General features: G+C 42.3%; 18 protein-coding genes and 4 pseudogenes. 15 read left to right on the top strand and 7 right to left on the bottom strand.

What is annotated here, in order from left to right; genetic code table 11:
* Positions 1–6: 6 nt before the first annotated feature.
* The 6 genes from FKV70_RS25125 (at position 7) to FKV70_RS26980 (ending at position 2,768) form a co-directional block, all read left to right on the top strand.
* Positions 7–432, top strand: coding sequence for an FAD-dependent oxidoreductase (locus FKV70_RS25125; protein WP_162305693.1), 426 nt, complete (start codon positions 7–9; stop codon positions 430–432).
* Between the two features lie 35 nt (positions 433–467).
* Positions 468–776 carry a hypothetical protein gene (locus tag FKV70_RS25130; protein WP_425280384.1) on the top strand — a complete coding sequence of 103 codons (309 nt, stop codon included), beginning with the start codon at positions 468–470 and terminating at the stop codon, positions 774–776.
* A gap of 310 nt (positions 777–1,086) precedes the next feature.
* Complete coding sequence (locus tag FKV70_RS25135; protein WP_064797155.1) at positions 1,087–1,410, top strand: putative quinol monooxygenase; 324 nt, start codon at positions 1,087–1,089, stop codon at positions 1,408–1,410.
* Positions 1,411–1,505: 95 nt separating this feature from the next.
* On the top strand, positions 1,506–1,838 hold the full coding sequence (gene csaA / locus FKV70_RS25140) for a chaperone CsaA (protein WP_142614896.1): 333 nt from the start codon (positions 1,506–1,508) through the stop codon (positions 1,836–1,838).
* Positions 1,839–2,271: 433 nt separating this feature from the next.
* Positions 2,272–2,454 carry a hypothetical protein gene (locus tag FKV70_RS25145; RefSeq protein ID WP_142614897.1) on the top strand — a complete coding sequence of 61 codons (183 nt, stop codon included), beginning with the start codon at positions 2,272–2,274 and terminating at the stop codon, positions 2,452–2,454.
* Between the two features lie 179 nt (positions 2,455–2,633).
* The gene (locus FKV70_RS26980) at positions 2,634–2,768 is read left to right on the top strand and encodes a hypothetical protein (protein ID WP_280115110.1); all 135 of its coding nucleotides are present in this window, start codon (positions 2,634–2,636) and stop codon (positions 2,766–2,768) included.
* 178 nt (positions 2,769–2,946) lie between these two features.
* Here the strand turns inward: FKV70_RS26980 and FKV70_RS25150 are convergent, their stop codons facing one another.
* The 4 genes from FKV70_RS25150 to FKV70_RS25170 all read right to left on the bottom strand — a co-directional run bounded on the left by FKV70_RS25150 (position 2,947) and on the right by FKV70_RS25170 (position 7,976).
* Positions 2,947–3,366 carry a GNAT family N-acetyltransferase gene (locus FKV70_RS25150; protein ID WP_142614898.1) on the bottom strand — a complete coding sequence of 140 codons (420 nt, stop codon included), beginning with the start codon at positions 3,364–3,366 and terminating at the stop codon, positions 2,947–2,949.
* A gap of 938 nt (positions 3,367–4,304) precedes the next feature.
* Complete coding sequence (locus tag FKV70_RS25160) at positions 4,305–5,408, bottom strand: Ger(x)C family spore germination protein (RefSeq protein WP_142614899.1); 1,104 nt, start codon at positions 5,406–5,408, stop codon at positions 4,305–4,307.
* The gene (locus FKV70_RS25165; RefSeq protein ID WP_142614900.1) at positions 5,405–6,526 is read right to left on the bottom strand and encodes a GerAB/ArcD/ProY family transporter; all 1,122 of its coding nucleotides are present in this window, start codon (positions 6,524–6,526) and stop codon (positions 5,405–5,407) included. The genes FKV70_RS25160 and FKV70_RS25165 overlap by 4 nt, the downstream gene beginning before the upstream one ends.
* Before the next feature lies 1 nt (position 6,527).
* Positions 6,528–7,976, bottom strand: a complete 1,449-nt coding sequence (locus FKV70_RS25170) for a spore germination protein (protein WP_142614901.1) — start codon at positions 7,974–7,976, stop codon at positions 6,528–6,530.
* Between the two features lie 131 nt (positions 7,977–8,107).
* On the opposite strand from FKV70_RS25170, the gene FKV70_RS25175 reads away from it, so the two are divergent.
* The 4 genes from FKV70_RS25175 to FKV70_RS25190 all read left to right on the top strand — a co-directional run bounded on the left by FKV70_RS25175 (position 8,108) and on the right by FKV70_RS25190 (position 12,403).
* Positions 8,108–9,559: a site-specific integrase gene (locus tag FKV70_RS25175; protein WP_142614902.1), complete on the top strand. Its 1,452-nt coding sequence runs from the start codon at positions 8,108–8,110 to the stop codon at positions 9,557–9,559.
* Between the two features lie 396 nt (positions 9,560–9,955).
* Positions 9,956–11,767, top strand: coding sequence for a site-specific integrase (locus tag FKV70_RS25180; RefSeq protein WP_142614903.1), 1,812 nt, complete (start codon positions 9,956–9,958; stop codon positions 11,765–11,767).
* A gap of 8 nt (positions 11,768–11,775) precedes the next feature.
* The gene (locus tag FKV70_RS25185; RefSeq protein ID WP_142614904.1) at positions 11,776–11,958 is read left to right on the top strand and encodes a hypothetical protein; all 183 of its coding nucleotides are present in this window, start codon (positions 11,776–11,778) and stop codon (positions 11,956–11,958) included.
* A gap of 1 nt (position 11,959) precedes the next feature.
* Positions 11,960–12,403, top strand: coding sequence for a hypothetical protein (locus tag FKV70_RS25190; RefSeq protein WP_023988780.1), 444 nt, complete (start codon positions 11,960–11,962; stop codon positions 12,401–12,403).
* Here the strand turns inward: FKV70_RS25190 and FKV70_RS25195 are convergent.
* A pseudogene (locus tag FKV70_RS25195) lies at positions 12,403–12,736 on the bottom strand (transposase); the annotation flags it as partial. The gene FKV70_RS25190 and the pseudogene FKV70_RS25195 sit on opposite strands and share 1 nt — an antisense overlap.
* Before the next feature lie 139 nt (positions 12,737–12,875).
* On the opposite strand from FKV70_RS25195, the gene FKV70_RS25200 reads away from it, so the two are divergent.
* From FKV70_RS25200 to FKV70_RS25215, 3 genes and pseudogenes are all read left to right on the top strand, one after another.
* The gene (locus tag FKV70_RS25200) at positions 12,876–13,346 is read left to right on the top strand and encodes a Wadjet anti-phage system protein JetD domain-containing protein (RefSeq protein WP_280115113.1); all 471 of its coding nucleotides are present in this window, start codon (positions 12,876–12,878) and stop codon (positions 13,344–13,346) included.
* A 399-nt stretch (positions 13,347–13,745) separates the two neighbouring features.
* Positions 13,746–14,072: pseudogene (locus FKV70_RS25205) on the top strand (isochorismatase family protein); the annotation flags it as partial.
* A 105-nt stretch (positions 14,073–14,177) separates the two neighbouring features.
* Positions 14,178–15,614, top strand: a pseudogene (locus FKV70_RS25215) (MFS transporter).
* Here the strand turns inward: FKV70_RS25215 and FKV70_RS25220 are convergent.
* On the bottom strand, positions 15,587–15,775 hold the full coding sequence (locus FKV70_RS25220; RefSeq protein WP_142614907.1) for a hypothetical protein: 189 nt from the start codon (positions 15,773–15,775) through the stop codon (positions 15,587–15,589). The pseudogene FKV70_RS25215 and the gene FKV70_RS25220 overlap by 28 nt on opposite strands.
* 132 nt (positions 15,776–15,907) lie before the next feature.
* On the opposite strand from FKV70_RS25220, the pseudogene FKV70_RS27155 reads away from it, so the two are divergent.
* Positions 15,908–15,982, top strand: a pseudogene (locus tag FKV70_RS27155) (carbohydrate-binding protein); the annotation flags it as partial.
* On the opposite strand, the gene FKV70_RS26810 reads toward FKV70_RS27155, so the two are convergent.
* Complete coding sequence (locus tag FKV70_RS26810; protein WP_231517198.1) at positions 15,982–16,134, bottom strand: hypothetical protein; 153 nt, start codon at positions 16,132–16,134, stop codon at positions 15,982–15,984. The pseudogene FKV70_RS27155 and the gene FKV70_RS26810 overlap by 1 nt on opposite strands.
* 13 nt (positions 16,135–16,147) lie before the next feature.
* Between FKV70_RS26810 and FKV70_RS26815 the strand changes: the two genes are divergently transcribed.
* On the top strand, positions 16,148–16,555 hold the full coding sequence (locus tag FKV70_RS26815; protein WP_244310845.1) for a transglycosylase SLT domain-containing protein: 408 nt from the start codon (positions 16,148–16,150) through the stop codon (positions 16,553–16,555).
* Positions 16,556–16,562 lie beyond the last annotated feature (7 nt).

Raw genomic sequence — 16,562 nt, forward strand, 5'->3', positions numbered from 1 at the left:
GTATGAATGATGTTACAACAACAGTTTGAACATGCCATTATTGTTGGTGGATCTTTAGGTGGACTAATGATGGGACTTGCGTTATCCCGTTCTGGTTATGCAGTGACTATTCTTGAACGTGCAGATTCATCATTAAGGAATGGTGCTTTTATTCGCCTACACACAAAACCTTATTCTAATAGTGAAATTGAACGAGAACTAAGCAATTTGGCATCCAATGGTAACAGCAATGTTGAAGCCTGGTCAGCCATTCAAGAACGTTTGCTCAATGCGGTCGCTAAACCTGGTATTACCCTTCAGCACCATACACGAATTGTTAGTATTGGGCAAAATGAATCTTCTGCTTGGGCTACTAGTGAAAAGGGGCAGACGTTTAAAGGAGACTTTTTGATTGACGCAGATGGATATCGCAGTATTGTCCGCGTTATTTAAGCCCTGACAAACCATTTGCAGATTATGCTGGCTATTTGGTTTGGGTAGGGAAAGTGGAGGAAAAATTGCTGCAGAAGAAAGACTGGAAAAAACGTCAGCTTTCGAACGCTTATTTCAATGATAGTGCTGCCGGTACATTGACTACTGCGATGATGCCAGGGATAGAGGGGAGAACCAATCCTGGCCAGCGATGGAGAGGTTTTTGCTGGTTTGATTATTCGCATAATCAATTGCTGTCTGAATTAGGTGTGTTAAACGATGGGACTGCCCAGCATTCCTTATACGGTGAAGCTATTCCGGTTTCGCTGCTGGAAGAACTATCACAAACCAGCCAAGCCCATTGAAGCAAAGAAGATGATGCCATTTTGCAAATCGCGATCAAGGATCGCAGTTTAATTAGGGCACCTGTTCATGGACGCGATTAAAAAGTATCCGAATTCGATAATAAATGCTTTGAGTGAATACCAAACACGTCGTATAGATGTGGTTCGTCAAGATGTTCTTGCGGGCCAGGGCTATAATCGTTCTTTTGGTTGCTTATAACAGCATTATGCTAAGCCATTGATTCACCAGAATTTCATGCATAAATAGGCAATTCCATTCAAGAAAATGCTAAAGCAAAATTACGAAGTATATAAATTAGGAGGAATTAGCATGAACGATACAAAGAACCGTTACGTTACTGTACTTTGGGAGGCGAGAGCTAAGGCAGGAAGAGAAGCTGAGATGAAGGCATTCATGACGGCTGCTGTCACCCCGTCGCGCAACGACCTGGGCAACATTGACTACGAGGCTCACGAGGTAGAAGGCAAGCCTGGCACATTCATCATCTACGAACGCTGGGAAGACAAGGATGCTCTCGATCGGCACCTGAACGCCCCCCGGATGCAGAAACTGGTACCCCAGCTCTTGGAATTGATGGAGGGATCCATTGAGGAAGGGATTCGACTCCTGAAGCCGTTTCGACCAGCGCAGTAAAATACAACACCGAGCGGAATTCATTAAGTTCTGTCGGGAAAGCGTGAGAGATATTTTTGAGAGCGGCTAAAGACTTTAGAGGGGGAGGTAAAAGATTGGCAACGATCGATGATTTTGCAGCACTAGATATCCGTGTCGGAACGATTAAGGAAGCGGAGTTTTTTGAAGAAGCAAAGATCCCTGCAATAAAGCTTAAGATTGATTTTGGAACGGGGATCGGCTTGAAATCCTCAAGTGCACAAATAACTAAGCGTTACAAGGTTGATGAAGTTGTAGGAAAGCAAATTATAGGAATCGTTAATTTTCCTCCTCGGCGCATTGCTGGATTCAAATCGGAGGTATTAGTTTTGGGAGGAGTCCCGGAAAAAGGAGATGTTATTCTATTAAAACCGGATACTGAAATACCTAACGGTACTCCTATTGGATAAGTTAGATGATGAGAACTTGATAACATTCCCGATATGATGTCATCGACGTCGACAGTCGCTCTTTGATTGAACAACGCGTAGACGTTAACTCAATACAATTAAGAAAGCAGCTGAGTAGTGTGTGAACTGCACCCCAATTGTTGGACACCATCTAACAGATCGGAAGTGCAGTTTTTTGTCAAAATTTAATATGGACTTGAAGAGCATTGAGAAATCCTTAGAAAGAGTTCGACAAAGGGAATATTCGAGAAAGAGATGTAATCAAGAATTGGTTTATGCAGCAAAAATAATGGTTGCACTTATGTAGTTCACATCATAAATAACATATCATTTTTCCAAAAAGGAAACCATTTTACCATATATTTAGGCTCATTGATCTACTCTTATAAAGTTACCTATTTCATTATTTATGTTTTCTAACGGAGGAGAGCGAGTGGTTCCTAATTTAAATTATCAGCTAAATAACATTGGAAGAAAAAAGGTTGTCGGGGACAAGAACATAGAACCATTAAGTCGCTTTATAAACGGCTTTTTTGTTTTATCGGTAGAAGTTGTTGTTCCGAGTGAAGGACAACAACTTCTACCGATTGCCGTTATGGACAAGAACATGAGCTGATTACCGATTAGATTAGTATCTAACATTGTTTCCATGCAATCTCTTAAATTCAATTGGAAGTCGCTCGCATGTATATATAATAGATGAATATTGCTTAAAAATATATAAACCGCTTGATGCCTTACTCAATCGGGAACAAGCTTCTATAATGACCGGTAGAGTGCTTCAGGATGCCGAAAATGAGAGAGGGAATCAGTGGGTATTTGGACCAGGATAGAATTGCTCAGTGGGCCAAAGGAGAGATTATGGGTCTTACGAAGCTAAATATGGTCCAAGGGTATCTAGTTTATATTGTGGGATTATGCGGTAAATAAGAGAAGGAGGATTTAGGAATGGAAGTGAACACAATTGAAAAAGAATTAGAGTTACATTTAACCGTTCTTTCGCTATTCTGCTTCTTTACTTGAATAAGAAAAAGGCTTTACCCATCTTGAAGTAAAACCCCCGTTAGCCTTAACATCAAAAAAATAAAACAGTCCTCAAGTATTTATTTTATTCAAATACCATAACCCAATATTTTTCTTCTGGTTTACCTTCTTCAACAACTTTCTTCCAACCATTATTCTCATAAAACTTCATCGCTTTTTGATTTTCAGATACACATTTCAATCTTATTGGTTTATTCATTTTTTCTACGGAGGCATTAACCAATTGACCACCAACACCCTTGCCTGAGAAATCAGGGTGAACAAATAAATTATGTATAAAATTATCTGGTAAGTACAAAGAAGCAAATCCAAGGATATGGGTATCTTCCTCTGCTAAAATTATATACTCTCCTTCAGTATGCTTATCAAAGTCTTCTAAAATCATTTCTTCTATATCTGCCCAATGAAAATTTTTACGACGAGATTCTAGGTATATAAGTCTTAAATCAGGGTAGTCTAATTCACTTGCTACTCTAATATTCATATTTTCACTCTCACTTTCTTTTATATAAATAATAATAACATTTTTTTAAAAATCTATATATCTTAGATTTAAATCTAGGTTTTTCTTCTTACACACTGCCCGTTACTTTAGGTACACCTTAGCGTATAATTGTCTTCGGAAAATAAAGTATTAGACCCGACTGCCTGAAATTAAGGGTTTAATGGAAAGAAATATCGTCAGCCTTTTTAAAATAAGTATTAGACTAGCCCAAAGATGAAAAAGCGGCACACTAAGACTTGAGAAATATAGTCTTAGACTGCCGCTGCTTCTATTGTGCTATCGTCTCCTATTAAAACCAAAACCCTACGTCGATAATTTTGTCTCCGTATTCATTATAGTTCCAACTCCATAAACACATTCTCAACAACCTGAATCCCCGTTTTTCACGGGGAATTCTCTGTTCGGGTTTGGAAAATGCGCTTTTCGCTCAATAGGCGATCAAACCCATTGAATCTAAGAATTAACTTTATGGATACCCGTACAGCTCATGGCCATTCAGGTATTTGCTTCAAATTCCGAACGATACCCTATCACTTGTGGGCTAAACATTTTTTGTATGAGTTGGCTGGGCTATAATTTCTTTTAGCTGTAAAACCTGTTTGTTTGTAGGAGGAATCTTGAGCATACAGGTACAGCTTTTACAAATAAGAGAACCCTTAAAATAACTTAACTCTTCGGTGGACTGACAAAATTTACATGAATGTCCTATGCGCAGGACAAGAACATGGTACTATTGCCGATAAAATGGAAGCCTTCTACGATGAAAATATGGATTCTATATGCATCGTAGATGAATCTGATAAGGTCATCTCGTTGGTGCAACTTAAAGAATCCTTACTTTCTGCAGGACCCAAATTTAATTTCCCCTTAAATTTCCCATACATACCTAAAGAGGGGATTTTGACACACAGCAAGTACTAACGATGATATTGATAAGAAGGAATTGCCGGGAGCGGGTTGAGTGTAAGGTGAACTTTCACCTGATAATTTAGACTTCTTTTTGTTTTCTGCCACTCTTCTCCGGAAATAGGTTTTGAGAATGGATGAAGTGCTACATATCCCATAGATAACGGGTCTACATCCCACTTCTGCATTTGCTGAAGAAGTTCCGTTGTACGCTCCTTCAGAAAGTTTTCAATTTCACTTTGCAATTCCATCAGGTTGTTTGTATCGCCTAAATAACGATCTCCTTGATATTCCACCAGTCTGGCGTACAAATTGACATTCACCGCGTAAATGCTGTCGCCGCTGTTCCAATGAAGGTCTACTTTTGAGCGAACCTGGCCGAGAAGAATGGAAAACTCAGGGAGGGGCAAAAGTTTAATATAATTTACATTATCCAGCAGCTGAAAGATGTGGTCTTGCCGGAGGGAAAGTTTTCCCGCCATTTTATCCTTCTGGAAGAGGCCGGTGCCTTCATACTTAAAATCATCCGGAGTTGCTTCAAAAACGGGTAGGACCGGATCGGATAAAGGATTATGATATTTTTGCAAAAAGCGGTGCAGATTGATGACCGTCATCGTACCCTGCTGTTTGTTTTCATAATGTTTAAACATACGATACAAAAAATACTCCAGATCCTTCTGTTTCTCAGTATTAGCTATGATATATTCATCGAAATTTCCGTGGACGACAACAAGATATAAGCGCTGTGTTGTTTCCGGGTCCAATAATAGTGAGGTAATTAGAGGCGCAATTCCCTTGCGGGCCAGAGATTCGCTGATAAAGAGTATCCGAAGCTGCCCGAGCTTGTATTCGCGGTAATAATTAAGGCTGAGATACTTTCTGCCTTCTTCGAACATATGCACCTCTTTGGTAACCAGCTTTTTGGAATCATGGGTAAGCGGAGGTGCCAGAGTGCTGATTTTGATTTTACCTTCGCTGCCTTCGCTGAGAGAAAGAAAGGTTACCGGGGCAATTTCTTCGATGGTATTGTTCTCGGTAAGCGGTGCGCAAGACGTCATTAGCGGCAAGCTTAATATCAATGTCAGGATGATGAGCAATGCTCTCCGTAGTTTCATATAGATGTGTTTCCTTTCCGCCGCATTGCGATCAGCAAAAGTATGGGAACCAAAAGAAAAGTAGCCGCTTCAGAGTACATGAAAAATCCGGGCCAAAGGTTCTGGAGCGTATCGGCTTTCCAGAGTTTTTCGTTTGTAATGACAAGGAGGATGCCCATAAGGAAGCAGCTGGCTAAATATCCGAACCGGCTGTTTTTTTCGAGAGTTTTGCCTGCTGTGATCTGCAGGGCCCCATAGAACATCAACAGAAACAGCGAGACGGCAAAGACGACGTTAAACATAAAAAAAGAAATCAGCAGGATTTCAATCCGTTCGAATATAGGGGATTGCAGGTAACTGATCATATTGAGCACCGGATACCCGGCCGTCTTCAAATACTCGTGTCCATAATAGAGGACAGTGGCAACAAAAAGGAGCAGGTATTCAAGTATAGTGAATAGATTAGCAATGGTCAGGTGTTTAATCGTTTTTCGATCCGGCTTCAGCCATGGCACTAAAAAGATAAGGTACTCCGGACCCGACAATGCCGACCAGCAGATGACAATACCTCTCCAGGAGTCCAGCGGCGGGTGGAGCGGTATCAAGGGATACAGTTGTTTATAATCTGCGACCGGCGGGAAATAAAAAGGAAGATAGCAGAGGATGAGCCATACGGAACCGAGAAAAGCAATCACAATGAAACGGAGAGTCCTTTCCATTCCATGAGAGGCTACGTAACAGCTTATCAATAGAATGGCGATCAACGGAACAGTCTTATTCATCACGGGAAAAATATACTCATGTACAATCCCGCTATACCCCAGTACGATCACAGAAGTTTTGAGGAACAGCGGAATCAGCCCGACCGCAGCCAGCAGCCGAATGGTTTTGGGACCAAGCAATTCCTTAAAGCCTTCAAGCCCCCGTGCCGCCCAGGGAGATGTCAACCACTTGGACAACATCCACAGCATCAGCTGAGAGAGAAGTCCCAATCCCAGGATCACCCAAACCATATAGAAATGGGCCAGGTACATAGGCATGATGAGAAAATAATAAAGCATTTGAAGTCTGTTCATGAGCAGCCCGGCATACAAGTTGCCAAGCGTTTCCTTTTTACCGAACAGCGTGAATGCGGACATGTCATCGTCTCCTGCGGCTGTATCGCCATTTTTTCAACGGTTTCAAATAGGAAGGTCGCGTTTCCATCCAATGAAGATTTACCCTCACTACAAAATCTTTCCAGTCCTTAAAATAAAGGGGGGTCAGAGGAGCCAAATAGGGCTCTCTCAGTGAAGTTAATCCGTTCAAATGCGCCAGCAGAACGATTAAGCCTAATATAATTCCGAATATACCGAAATAAGCGGCTAAACAGAGAAAAGTCAGCTGGATGACCGTATTTGCTTTGGATATCTGGTAATTCGGCGACAGAAAAGAGGCGATCCCCGATACACCTAGAAGAACGATCAGCACTTTGCTGGCAAAACCGGCTTCAACCGCTGCCTGTCCAATAACAATACCTCCTACGACACCTAAAGTTTGGCTCGTTTTGTTAGGCATCCTTAAACTGGCCTCTTTAATAATTTCCAATATTACGAGCATGATCAACCCCTCCCAAAATGGGGTGAATGGAAGCTTGCTGCGGGATTCAATCAGGACAAAGAGAAGAGGCAGAGGGATCATCTGGTAGTGATGGGCCGTTAAGGCAACATATACCGGAATCAGTATCAGCGACAGAAAAAAGCTGAAGAACCGGAGTAAACGCAAAAAACTGGCGACTATCCAGCGGTGGATATAGTCTTCGGGCGATTGGAAAAGATGAAAAAATGTTATAGGTCCGATCAGAGCAAATGGAGAATTGTCTACCAGGATCACGACCTTGCCCATGGCCAGCGAATAAGCGCATTGATCGGGTCGATCCGTTTGCTGCAGCTGCGGAAAGAGGCTGTTGGCGTGATCTTCGATAAAAACTCCAATTTGACCGGAATCAAGGAATATATCATAGTTCAAGGCAGCTAACTTCTCTTTAGTGATGGAGATAAGGTTAGTATTAGTTAAACCCTCAATGTATAGCAGGGAGACTGAAGTAGAACTAAGCGAACCGGCTGTGAACTGTTCCGACTTCAATGTACTTAAAGGAAGCCGCCGGCGAATCAAAGTTATATTCTGATCAATCTGCTCCGTAAAGCTATCCTGCGGCCCGTAAATAATGGTTTCCGTTTCTGATTTTCCTACAGGACGACCGAGGGTAACCGGAAGAACAGTGGTCCACCATTGATTTAACGCAGGCTCATGTACGATCACCGCTGCCCGCATCAGTTGCTTTTCTGCATCTTGAAGTGTATGAATTTCTGTGAATTTACAGTTTAAAATACGCTCCGGAACCGGGCTGTCGGTTAAAGTAAGCAATGGCTTCAGGATGGATTCATTGATGCGTGCCTCATCGACCAGCGTATCCAGATATATAATCCAAATCGGATTTCCGGAAGGTGGGCAACGTTCAATGATACTGGCTTCTGATATGCCGGCAAGCATCGTTTTTAAAACATCAAGGCTTAACGGATAGGTATTTATTTCGGAAGATTTCCACATGTAATCACCATTATCTTTTTATGGATTTTTCATTAAGCTTTATTATGGGCATTTGATTGGAAAATCATCCGTTCTTAGTTGAATTTAAATGCTTTGAATGAGAAGGGACTCGTATGAATTGAGCCGCGTCTGTGCAAACGCTGGAAGAAATAATCGGGCTTAACGAGAGGAGTGACGTTAGATGTTTAAAACGAAGTAATTCGCTAGACTATTATATTCGTAAAGCGGGCAGTGCTTTGCATAAATTTTTCAAATGGCTTGACCAGCACGTGGAGTCGGATGCTTCATCTCTCGAGTATGAAGATTTTCTCGATTTGTTTGATTACATTTCAAAGAATAACGATGGAGAGGAGTTTTCAGCTAAGTATACCGGGAACAATCTTCTACACATAAAGTTATTCTTTGATTGGGGGAAAGGTTCTCATACATTTTTTCCAACATACGTTGACTGGCCCAGTGATTTATATTCTGGAATTCATCGTGAGGCCCAAGAAGAAACATATTCCGGTGATGGCCTCGCTTTTGATGACCCAAACTTCCCGATGCTCATGAAGGAAGCAATTGAAAATTATCATCCCGAAGATGATGTTGAAGTTTTATGTCGCGCTTTTTGGTTAATTATTGCCTCATCACCGGTGCGTAAAACGTATCTGCTCAATCTTCAGGCTGAAGAATGTATGCTGCCATTGCCTAATGCTCCATCAGCGGTAGGATTATACAGCCCATATTCAGGTATTGAGAAAGCTAAACATCGTAACGGCCAATTTCCTATAATTGATTTTGCAGGTCTTAGAGCGGTCGAATTTTTACAGAAAAGATCGAGCGATAAAGCCTTCCGACCGATACGGAACGAAAGAGCGGATGCATCGTATGTGCATCTTTTTAAATTGGAATATCCCTGTATCTTGAATGAAAGACAAATATATAGGTTTTTTGACAAGATAGCAGAATTTATTGGACATGGAGATAAAAAAGGGAAGGCTCATGGTTACAGACACTATCTCATAACTCACATTGCAATCGAAACCGGGAACAGTGAGTTAGCACGACTTGCTGCAGGTCATGAAAATCAAACCATGCTGAATCGATACTTACGAAGTAATCTCTCCCGTCAAGCATTGTTATTTGCTACTATTAAGAAATATCAGGATGGTGAGATTGCGGGACGGTTTATTTGGCGAATCTTCGAAGCACTTGCCAGCGAACAAACTGAGCCTGACGAATTGATAAAAGCTTTGGGATCTGAAGAGCTATCTTTAGATGAATTCTTTGCAAAATTCGGGCTTCCAGCTCCTACAGGTGTAGGAAGATGTTTAATACAGGGGGCTTGCCTTTTTGAGGCAAAGTGTTTTTCCTGTCATCATTTCGCCATACGAAAAAGTGAAGCAGCACAGGCATTTCATACTTTGGCCAGATTAACCAAGGACATGTGGAACATGATGCGAGGCAGTCGGGATTTTACAACCAAAAACGCCAAGGCGGCCGGATTAGCTACGCAATTAGCGTTGCTTGGGGACATGATTCGGCATTTCGGCTATAGTGACGAACAGATTCAAATAGAGGTTATCAGTCGACTAGTCTGAGCTTAGATTGGAAAGAGGTGAAATCGTGTCGCAAATATTAGCTTGGCAATCCCTGAGATTTGGACCCATTACTGTAAGGCGAAAGGGACAATTCGAGAGTAGAGAGCATCTGACAAGATCGGAGTATGAACAATACAGATCGGCAGAGACTTGGGGACGGGTTGAACCTATTTTATCAAGCTCCTTAACGGATTTGGTACAACCCACAATATTTTTCAAGTTACCCGGCACCCAAAGAGATTACGTATTACTGCTTGCCTTTTTACAACGGATCAGTTTGCCTTTAGAGATCGCATTTCCAACCAAGACCGAATTCAATAAATTTCCTTTTCCCGAGTTACCGAATTTTGAGTACTTTGATGCCTTTATGATAAATACTATCCGGTATTGTATCCGATGGATAGCGAAAAACAACTACAAAAGGCAAAGAAAAGGATTCCTTTGCTTCGAACTGTAGTTTGCTTATGGTTCGCAGGTTACGCCCTTAAGGAAGGGTTAGAGGGTAATCATATTATTACTTCCTCTGTATTAGCAAAAGCAAGTAAGATCGCTAAATATCATAGAAGTAGTTTAACCCTCCTAGGTAAGATGTTAGCTAAAGAAACAGATTCCTTGATTGAAAATAAACCGGTCATACCTTGCGATGAAGCGGAAAGAAGTCTCTGGATAGCCACGGGAATATATCCAACCCAAACGCCGTTTGAGGAGAGTCTCTATACCTTTGCATTTTCTTACTTGAGGCAACGTGTGAATGATTCAATAACTGATGATTATTACGACGATGAAGGAAATTTACTTTTCAGATACGGTAAAAAAACTATCAGCATAAATTATTGGAAAGCGATAGTCAAGTACATCCGGTATTTTGCAATCAAATGTCGATCAAAAGGTCTTACTGACATAAGCGAGAATTCAATATCAGAAGTATACACAGAGATTTTTGGCCAGATGAAGGGACAAGAAGATAAGACGTTTTTCCGAGTGGCGCTTCGACATTGGCTTAGGTGGCTTATAAGAACTACAAATGCTTCATACAACATAGAACGGATTATGCCAAGACCTAGACGTGTTATGTCAAAAGATCATGGACGAGTATTTAGTATGTCCAAAGCTTATATTCTTGTGCAGACCTTAATGAACGATCAAACTCCTTTAATTAACGAGAACATTCTGATGGACTTTCGTCATAGGCGGGCTTGCCTGTTGATGTTATCAACTGCAGCAAGGCCTCATGAAATAGTTAATTTGCTTCAGAATGCTTTATTTATAGATTCGCAGGATAATTCCTGGATTCGTTTTCACAAAACCAAGACCATTCGCAATCAACCCGATCGAAACGGCTATGAATGGGTTCATCACGCTCTAGTGAAGAGCGATGCTGCAAGATGGTTTAACGAATTGATTCATTTTGCCCCATCAGAACCTATATTTTTTCCAAGAGAGTGGGGTGGGGATGGCCTTACGGAACTTCGTTTACTGGCTTCAAAACATAATGATGGCCCTATACGAACTAGCGGACTGTATAATTTTTTAACTCGCATTCAATCGAAGTTATGGCCTGAACTTAGGAAGCCATATTTCACACCCCATAATCTAAGAGCGCTCCATCTTACTTATCGGCGTATCTTAGGAGACAATGATGAGCTACTAGAGAGGCAGGCCGGACATAGTCATCCTTCCTCAAAAAAGCCTTATACGGAAACAATGCCTGCAGAAGAAGTTGCAAAGTTTGGTCATCTACTTCAAAAAGGCGTTTGGAGAAAGAAACCGGAAGGGGAGGATGCTGATAAGACAGAAGGGGCTGGAATTTCGTCTACTGAATATGTAGCCATTGATGAGATAACCGAAATTTCATCTAAGTTTGAGGTCACGCCTCAAAAGCTAGATGAAGCATATAAATTAACCCAGAAAATTATAGAGGAATCACCACGTTTCCAAGGTAAAGTTATTGATTTGGAAGATGAGTTACACGAGGTTAACGTAGGTGGTTATACGCATAATTGTAATGCACATGTCTTGCTAAACTGTGGTCATACACCCGGGCATTGTAGAGCATGTGATGATTATGTCCTGATGAGGGTACAGAAGATGCGCACAAGGCCGACATATTTCGTGAAATGTTGCATTATTACTATTGTCTCGATGCAGAGAAAAATTTCAAGTCCACAGGACAACGAAAAATGGTTTTTCAGAAGGCTGAGGATATAAAGGAACGGTTGAACAAAACAGAAAGAAGTCTCTGGGTAAATAAATTTAAAATGCCGCCAAATGAGGCGAAAAAACTGCATTCATTGCTCTTTAAGAAAGCAAAGGCATACTTTCGTGAACAGTCTAAAGAGAAGCCTAATCCAACTAATGCAGAAGTGCTTTGTTATATTTTAAGTGGGGAGGTAAAGTAAATTGGCTCGTCCGGTTTCTTTCAGTAGCAGCGACTTGGCATGGGAATGTGCACAAGTAAAAAGAAAGCTTTTAAATGATGTCAAAAAGGGGCGATTATCGCGTCTTTCAAAATCAGATGTGTACGATATGATTGCAAAACGCCCGCGAATCAGATTGAAAAGCTCGCGAATGTTGTGGACGGGTTCCTATAAGGAATATTTGGAAAAATGGTTCACCAAATTGAATGAGGAAATACAATTAATCCTAGACTCGGCCTCTGAAGGAGAACCAACGATTACAAGTCCTGAGATTGTAGCCCAGGAGCACCGGGAATTGCAAGCCAAGGTTACTCATTTAACACAGCTTATAAGTACGTATAAAGATGCTTTGGACGAATTACGCATAGAGAACGGACAGTACCGAGAATTAATCAGCCAGCGTTTCGGAGATATTGACTTATTCTAATGATCCTGAATGTCCCGTGTACTGATACCCTTCGCATACATATGTGCTCCTCAATGCCGGTCACATTCGTTTGATTTTTCTTCACGACTACAGGTTCAAATTCTACATCACCGTATTCGGAGGTTACGGTTTTCTTACTGTTGTAGCCGTCGCGGCTGTTTCTCGTTTGTTTGTTTTTACATCATGTTTCTCATAACCGGGATGCGTATCCAGTTCGGCTTCTAATGCTTCTTGAAGTACATCTGCAAATAATTCCTTTAATGTCCATTGAATATCTTCTGCCGATTGAAAATTATGCTCTTTTACGAATTGACGTAATTCTTGTTTTGACAATAATCCGCTTCAGGTCACCATGTGCTTATTCCTCCAACTTTGATCTAGTAGTCAGTATTGACAAATTTATCTCAGTTGAAGTAAAGATTATGTCCAAACTAAATTGTTACTTCAAGCCTTGTACGTAATTGAATTACAAATGGGTGAATCTCTCCCGGAGCGACTATTCTTTGGTGTGACGGTTCACTCGCAATTAATGAAAGCAGGCCGCGTGATAGATTTGAGGGCTGAACGCATTCTTATCATTGGAAATAAAACTGTATTTCATGAATATATCCAATCGTTATCGAGAATTGGTAATTTGTTAGAGAAGAAGATCATTGTTGTTTATCTTGGAGGTTTTCCAGGACCGGATAAACGATTTTTCCTTCGGCAAATCCAAGATAAATTTGATAAAAATGGTCTTCAGATTGAAGTTCAGTTTTGGGGCGACATCGATTGGGGAGGGTTCCAAATATTCCGGCATTTTCAAAAATCAGTGTTTCCACAACTACGACCCTATCGTATGGATAAGACTACTTTCCATCAGCATTTGGATTGGGCAGAAACCTTCACTGCAGATTATCAAGTCAAATTGGAGCAGCTACTGGAAAACACGGATAATTCCTAGTTTCACGGATTAATTCGAGAGATGTTGTGTACGGGCAAGCGTTTAGAGCAAGAAGCTATACTATTATAAACTGTATTTCAGCCACTGGTTGTTGCCGAATTCTATAAGATTCGTGGTAATACTTTGTATTGACAGTGTATTTCACAATAGCCGCGACTTTTGCGGCTTTTTTCATTTATTGTTATTAGTTGTTTTCTTGGACTGGGACAAAAATCAAAATTGAGCCTTCTATTTTTACCATAAAAATGCAAGTAAATCCGTAACTGGCCGATCAAGGAAACAAGGTTGTTACCAGGTTGGTGTAGAGCAAGGTAACGTCTGGGTATCTTGGCGGCTTATTTAAATGGGGGATGAAGAGCCAGTTGCAGACTACATTCTCACTTCCCGGCTACAGCAAGCGATCAAATCGTCCCGGAAATGCGGGTCGCCGAAACAGACCACATCATTACTAAAAAGCAATAGGGAGCTTTTTACGGAACGGAGCTCGACCTGCAGTTGCGTCGCCGGGGAATCGACACCATCGTCTTATGCGGCATCGCTACCGGGCTTGGCGTGGATACGACCGCGCGGGAAGCGTATATGAATGGGTATCAGCTGATTTTGGCGATCGATGCCATGACCGGGTTTTCTCAAGCCGAGCACGATCACGTGAAAAATTTTATTTTTCCACGCATCGGGCGTGTTCGGACAACACAGGAAATCATTTCTGCCTTTGCTGAAGTTTGAACCCAAAGGAGATGTGCCCTTGGATTTATCAGGTTCCAGGGGTCGTTTTTTTATTTCAGGAGGTTGGTCTCTATGACCCAAAAGAGAAGTCCCAAGTCCGATAGGATGTACCCCTGGTATGTCTTATCTGTAACCAGTCTCGGAGCGTTCCTGGTTCTGGTCAATATCGGAACGCTTAATGTCGCATTGCCGGAATTAAGCCAGCAATTTCATGCGAATGCGGCAGCTTCCAGCTGGATTTTACTTTCCTATATGCTGGTAAACACTATCCTGATTTTAATCTTCGGACAAATTTCGGATATTTTCGGAAGAAGCCGAATGTATTTAATAGGAATGGCCATCTTTACCGTATCCAGTTTACTACTCGGTTATGCTTTTAATGTAGAGGTACTAATCCTTCTTCGGATCGTACAGGCTGCCGGAGGAGCGCTCGTAGTGACGAACACAACACCGCTGATTACCGATGCGTTTCCCCAATCGCAGCTGGGCACCGGTCTCGGTCTGAATTTATTGTCCGCTTCCGTCGCGCAGGTGCTTGGCCCGGTCGTCGGCGGCGTGGTCACGACCGCCTGAGGCTGGAGGTGGGTGTTCTGGTCTAATGTTCCCTTCGGGATCATTGCTCTCATCTGGGGGCTCTGGATTCTAAGGGTGAAGCCCCTAGCGCACCTCCATAAAAAAGTGGACGGATATGGAGGCATCATGATCTTTGTCGCTTTAGCGGGTCTAATCATTGCTTTATCCAAGGGGGGAGAACTGGGCTGGGGAGACAAGCAGGTGATCGGAGGTTTTGCGATATTCGCCATATTTACTACTATATTTTTATGGCATGAGCATCGTTCAGCATCACCTCTACTAGATTTAAGCCTTTTTGAAAGCTGGACGTTCAGTATGGGGAACATCGCTACATTCTTTAATTCTTTTGCCCGTACGGCGGTTGCTCTGCTCTTCGCTCTCTATTACCAATTTGCCTTCCACCAAAACGCGCTTAATGCCGGTCTAAGGATCCTTCCAATTACGATAGGGATGTTGGTCATTTCTCCGATTGCTGGCATGTTGACTAAGAAGGCGGCCATTCGAGTTCTGGCCTCACTTGGAATTCTTATTTCTATAGCAGGACTACTACTACTCCTATTCGTGGTCGGTGGAAATTTCTCTTACGGGGTCACCGCTTGCGGCATGTTGTTAATCGGGGTCGGGACCGGTTTATTCCTTACCCCCAATACGACGGAGGTCATGTCAAGCGTTCCGGAGCAAAGCCGCGGGGTGGCGAATGGACTGCGGTCCATGCTATATAACTTGGGTCAAGTGCTGAGTACGGCTCTTTCTTTAACCATCGTCGGCGCAGCGCTGCCAGCCCACCTGAAGAACGTGCTGTATTCCGGAAAGAACAATGTGATTTCTGCCGTTGATTTTGCTTTCGTCATTCACGGTTACCGCTGGGTCATCATCGCACTAATAGGGACTTCTCTACTCGCTCTTGCTGCCTCGTGGTTCCGTCCGCAACAGAAAAAAGCTTACGAAAGCTCTTCAGCGGCCTCTTGACTTTGACGCATTGATGCCGCGTCAATCCGTCCGATCCTCATCGATCGGTCCTGCGGCTGCCGCCATAACCCCAGCGCGTCCGGTAAGCCCAAACTTCTGGAGCTAGCGATATATATCCGGCGGGTAGTGGAGCGTTGCGATATACTTTCACACGACACCAAGATATCCTCTTCTCCTAAATTCCGCCTTTTGGAGGCGCGAAAAAGATGAGAGTTCTAAAGTTAGAACATGTAGGTGTTCTAACACATAACGAACATTGTTCTTTACGAACAATGTTCGTTATGGTATAAATATTGTATGAACGTCCAAATACTGCATATGCGGTAAATGATACAGTAACATATAGTGGAAGTACTTATACCTGTCTTCAGGCACATACTTCCCTTGTAGGCTGGGAACCATCCAATGTTCCTGCTTTATGGAAGAAAGGCGGCAGCGGAACTACGCCACCTACAACACCGCCAACAACGCCACCAACAGGTCCTTCAGTAACAAAGCCTTCAGAAGTTCCAAGCCACATATGGACATACACAATGAATGCGGGCGATAAATTCGGTAAAGGCGGAGATTTTGCTTTATTGCTGAGTGCTTTGATCAAAAAGGAAAGCAGCTTTGGAGCAGGCTTACCAGGCAGTCCATCAGCCGGCGACGGATTGATGCAGGTAGAACCAAACACACGTAATGCTTATTTATCTCAATTCAGTTCAAAATTTGGCCGTGCTTATAATCACGGCAGTGAACAAGATCAGGTATGCTTGGGCGGACTGATTTTAAATGAAAAGATTACTAGATTCGGCAACATATATAATGGCTTATTACACTATAACGGAGGAGATAACTGGTATCCGGGAGCTACAGACTCTTATGGCCGTCCTATTCTGGCCAATCAATATGCAGATGCAGTTTACGCTACTTATAAGGGCTATGGCGGTAAGAACTAAGATGTTA

The sequence above is a fragment of the Paenibacillus ottowii genome, assembly GCF_006874425.1.
Taxonomy (GTDB): Bacteria; Bacillota; Bacilli; order Paenibacillales; family Paenibacillaceae; genus Paenibacillus; species Paenibacillus ottowii.

Excerpts from the sequence above, each read along its gene's own strand:
- FKV70_RS25160 (WP_142614899.1), bottom strand. The coding sequence starts at position 5,408 with ATGAAACTACGGAGAGCATTGCTCATCATCCTGACATTGATATTAAGC.
- FKV70_RS26815 (WP_244310845.1), top strand. The coding sequence starts at position 16,148 with ATGAATGCGGGCGATAAATTCGGTAAAGGCGGAGATTTTGCTTTATTG.
- FKV70_RS25150 (WP_142614898.1), bottom strand. The coding sequence starts at position 3,366 with ATGAATATTAGAGTAGCAAGTGAATTAGACTACCCTGATTTAAGACTT.
- FKV70_RS25170 (WP_142614901.1), bottom strand. The coding sequence starts at position 7,976 with ATGTGGAAATCTTCCGAAATAAATACCTATCCGTTAAGCCTTGATGTT.
- FKV70_RS25180 (WP_142614903.1), top strand. The coding sequence starts at position 9,956 with ATGGATAGCGAAAAACAACTACAAAAGGCAAAGAAAAGGATTCCTTTG.
- FKV70_RS25135 (WP_064797155.1), top strand. The coding sequence starts at position 1,087 with ATGAACGATACAAAGAACCGTTACGTTACTGTACTTTGGGAGGCGAGA.
- FKV70_RS25125 (WP_162305693.1), top strand. The coding sequence starts at position 7 with ATGATGTTACAACAACAGTTTGAACATGCCATTATTGTTGGTGGATCT.
- FKV70_RS26810 (WP_231517198.1), bottom strand. The coding sequence starts at position 16,134 with ATGTGGCTTGGAACTTCTGAAGGCTTTGTTACTGAAGGACCTGTTGGT.
- FKV70_RS25200 (WP_280115113.1), top strand. The coding sequence starts at position 12,876 with ATGGGTGAATCTCTCCCGGAGCGACTATTCTTTGGTGTGACGGTTCAC.
- FKV70_RS26980 (WP_280115110.1), top strand. The coding sequence starts at position 2,634 with ATGAGAGAGGGAATCAGTGGGTATTTGGACCAGGATAGAATTGCTCAG.
- FKV70_RS25165 (WP_142614900.1), bottom strand. The coding sequence starts at position 6,526 with ATGTCCGCATTCACGCTGTTCGGTAAAAAGGAAACGCTTGGCAACTTG.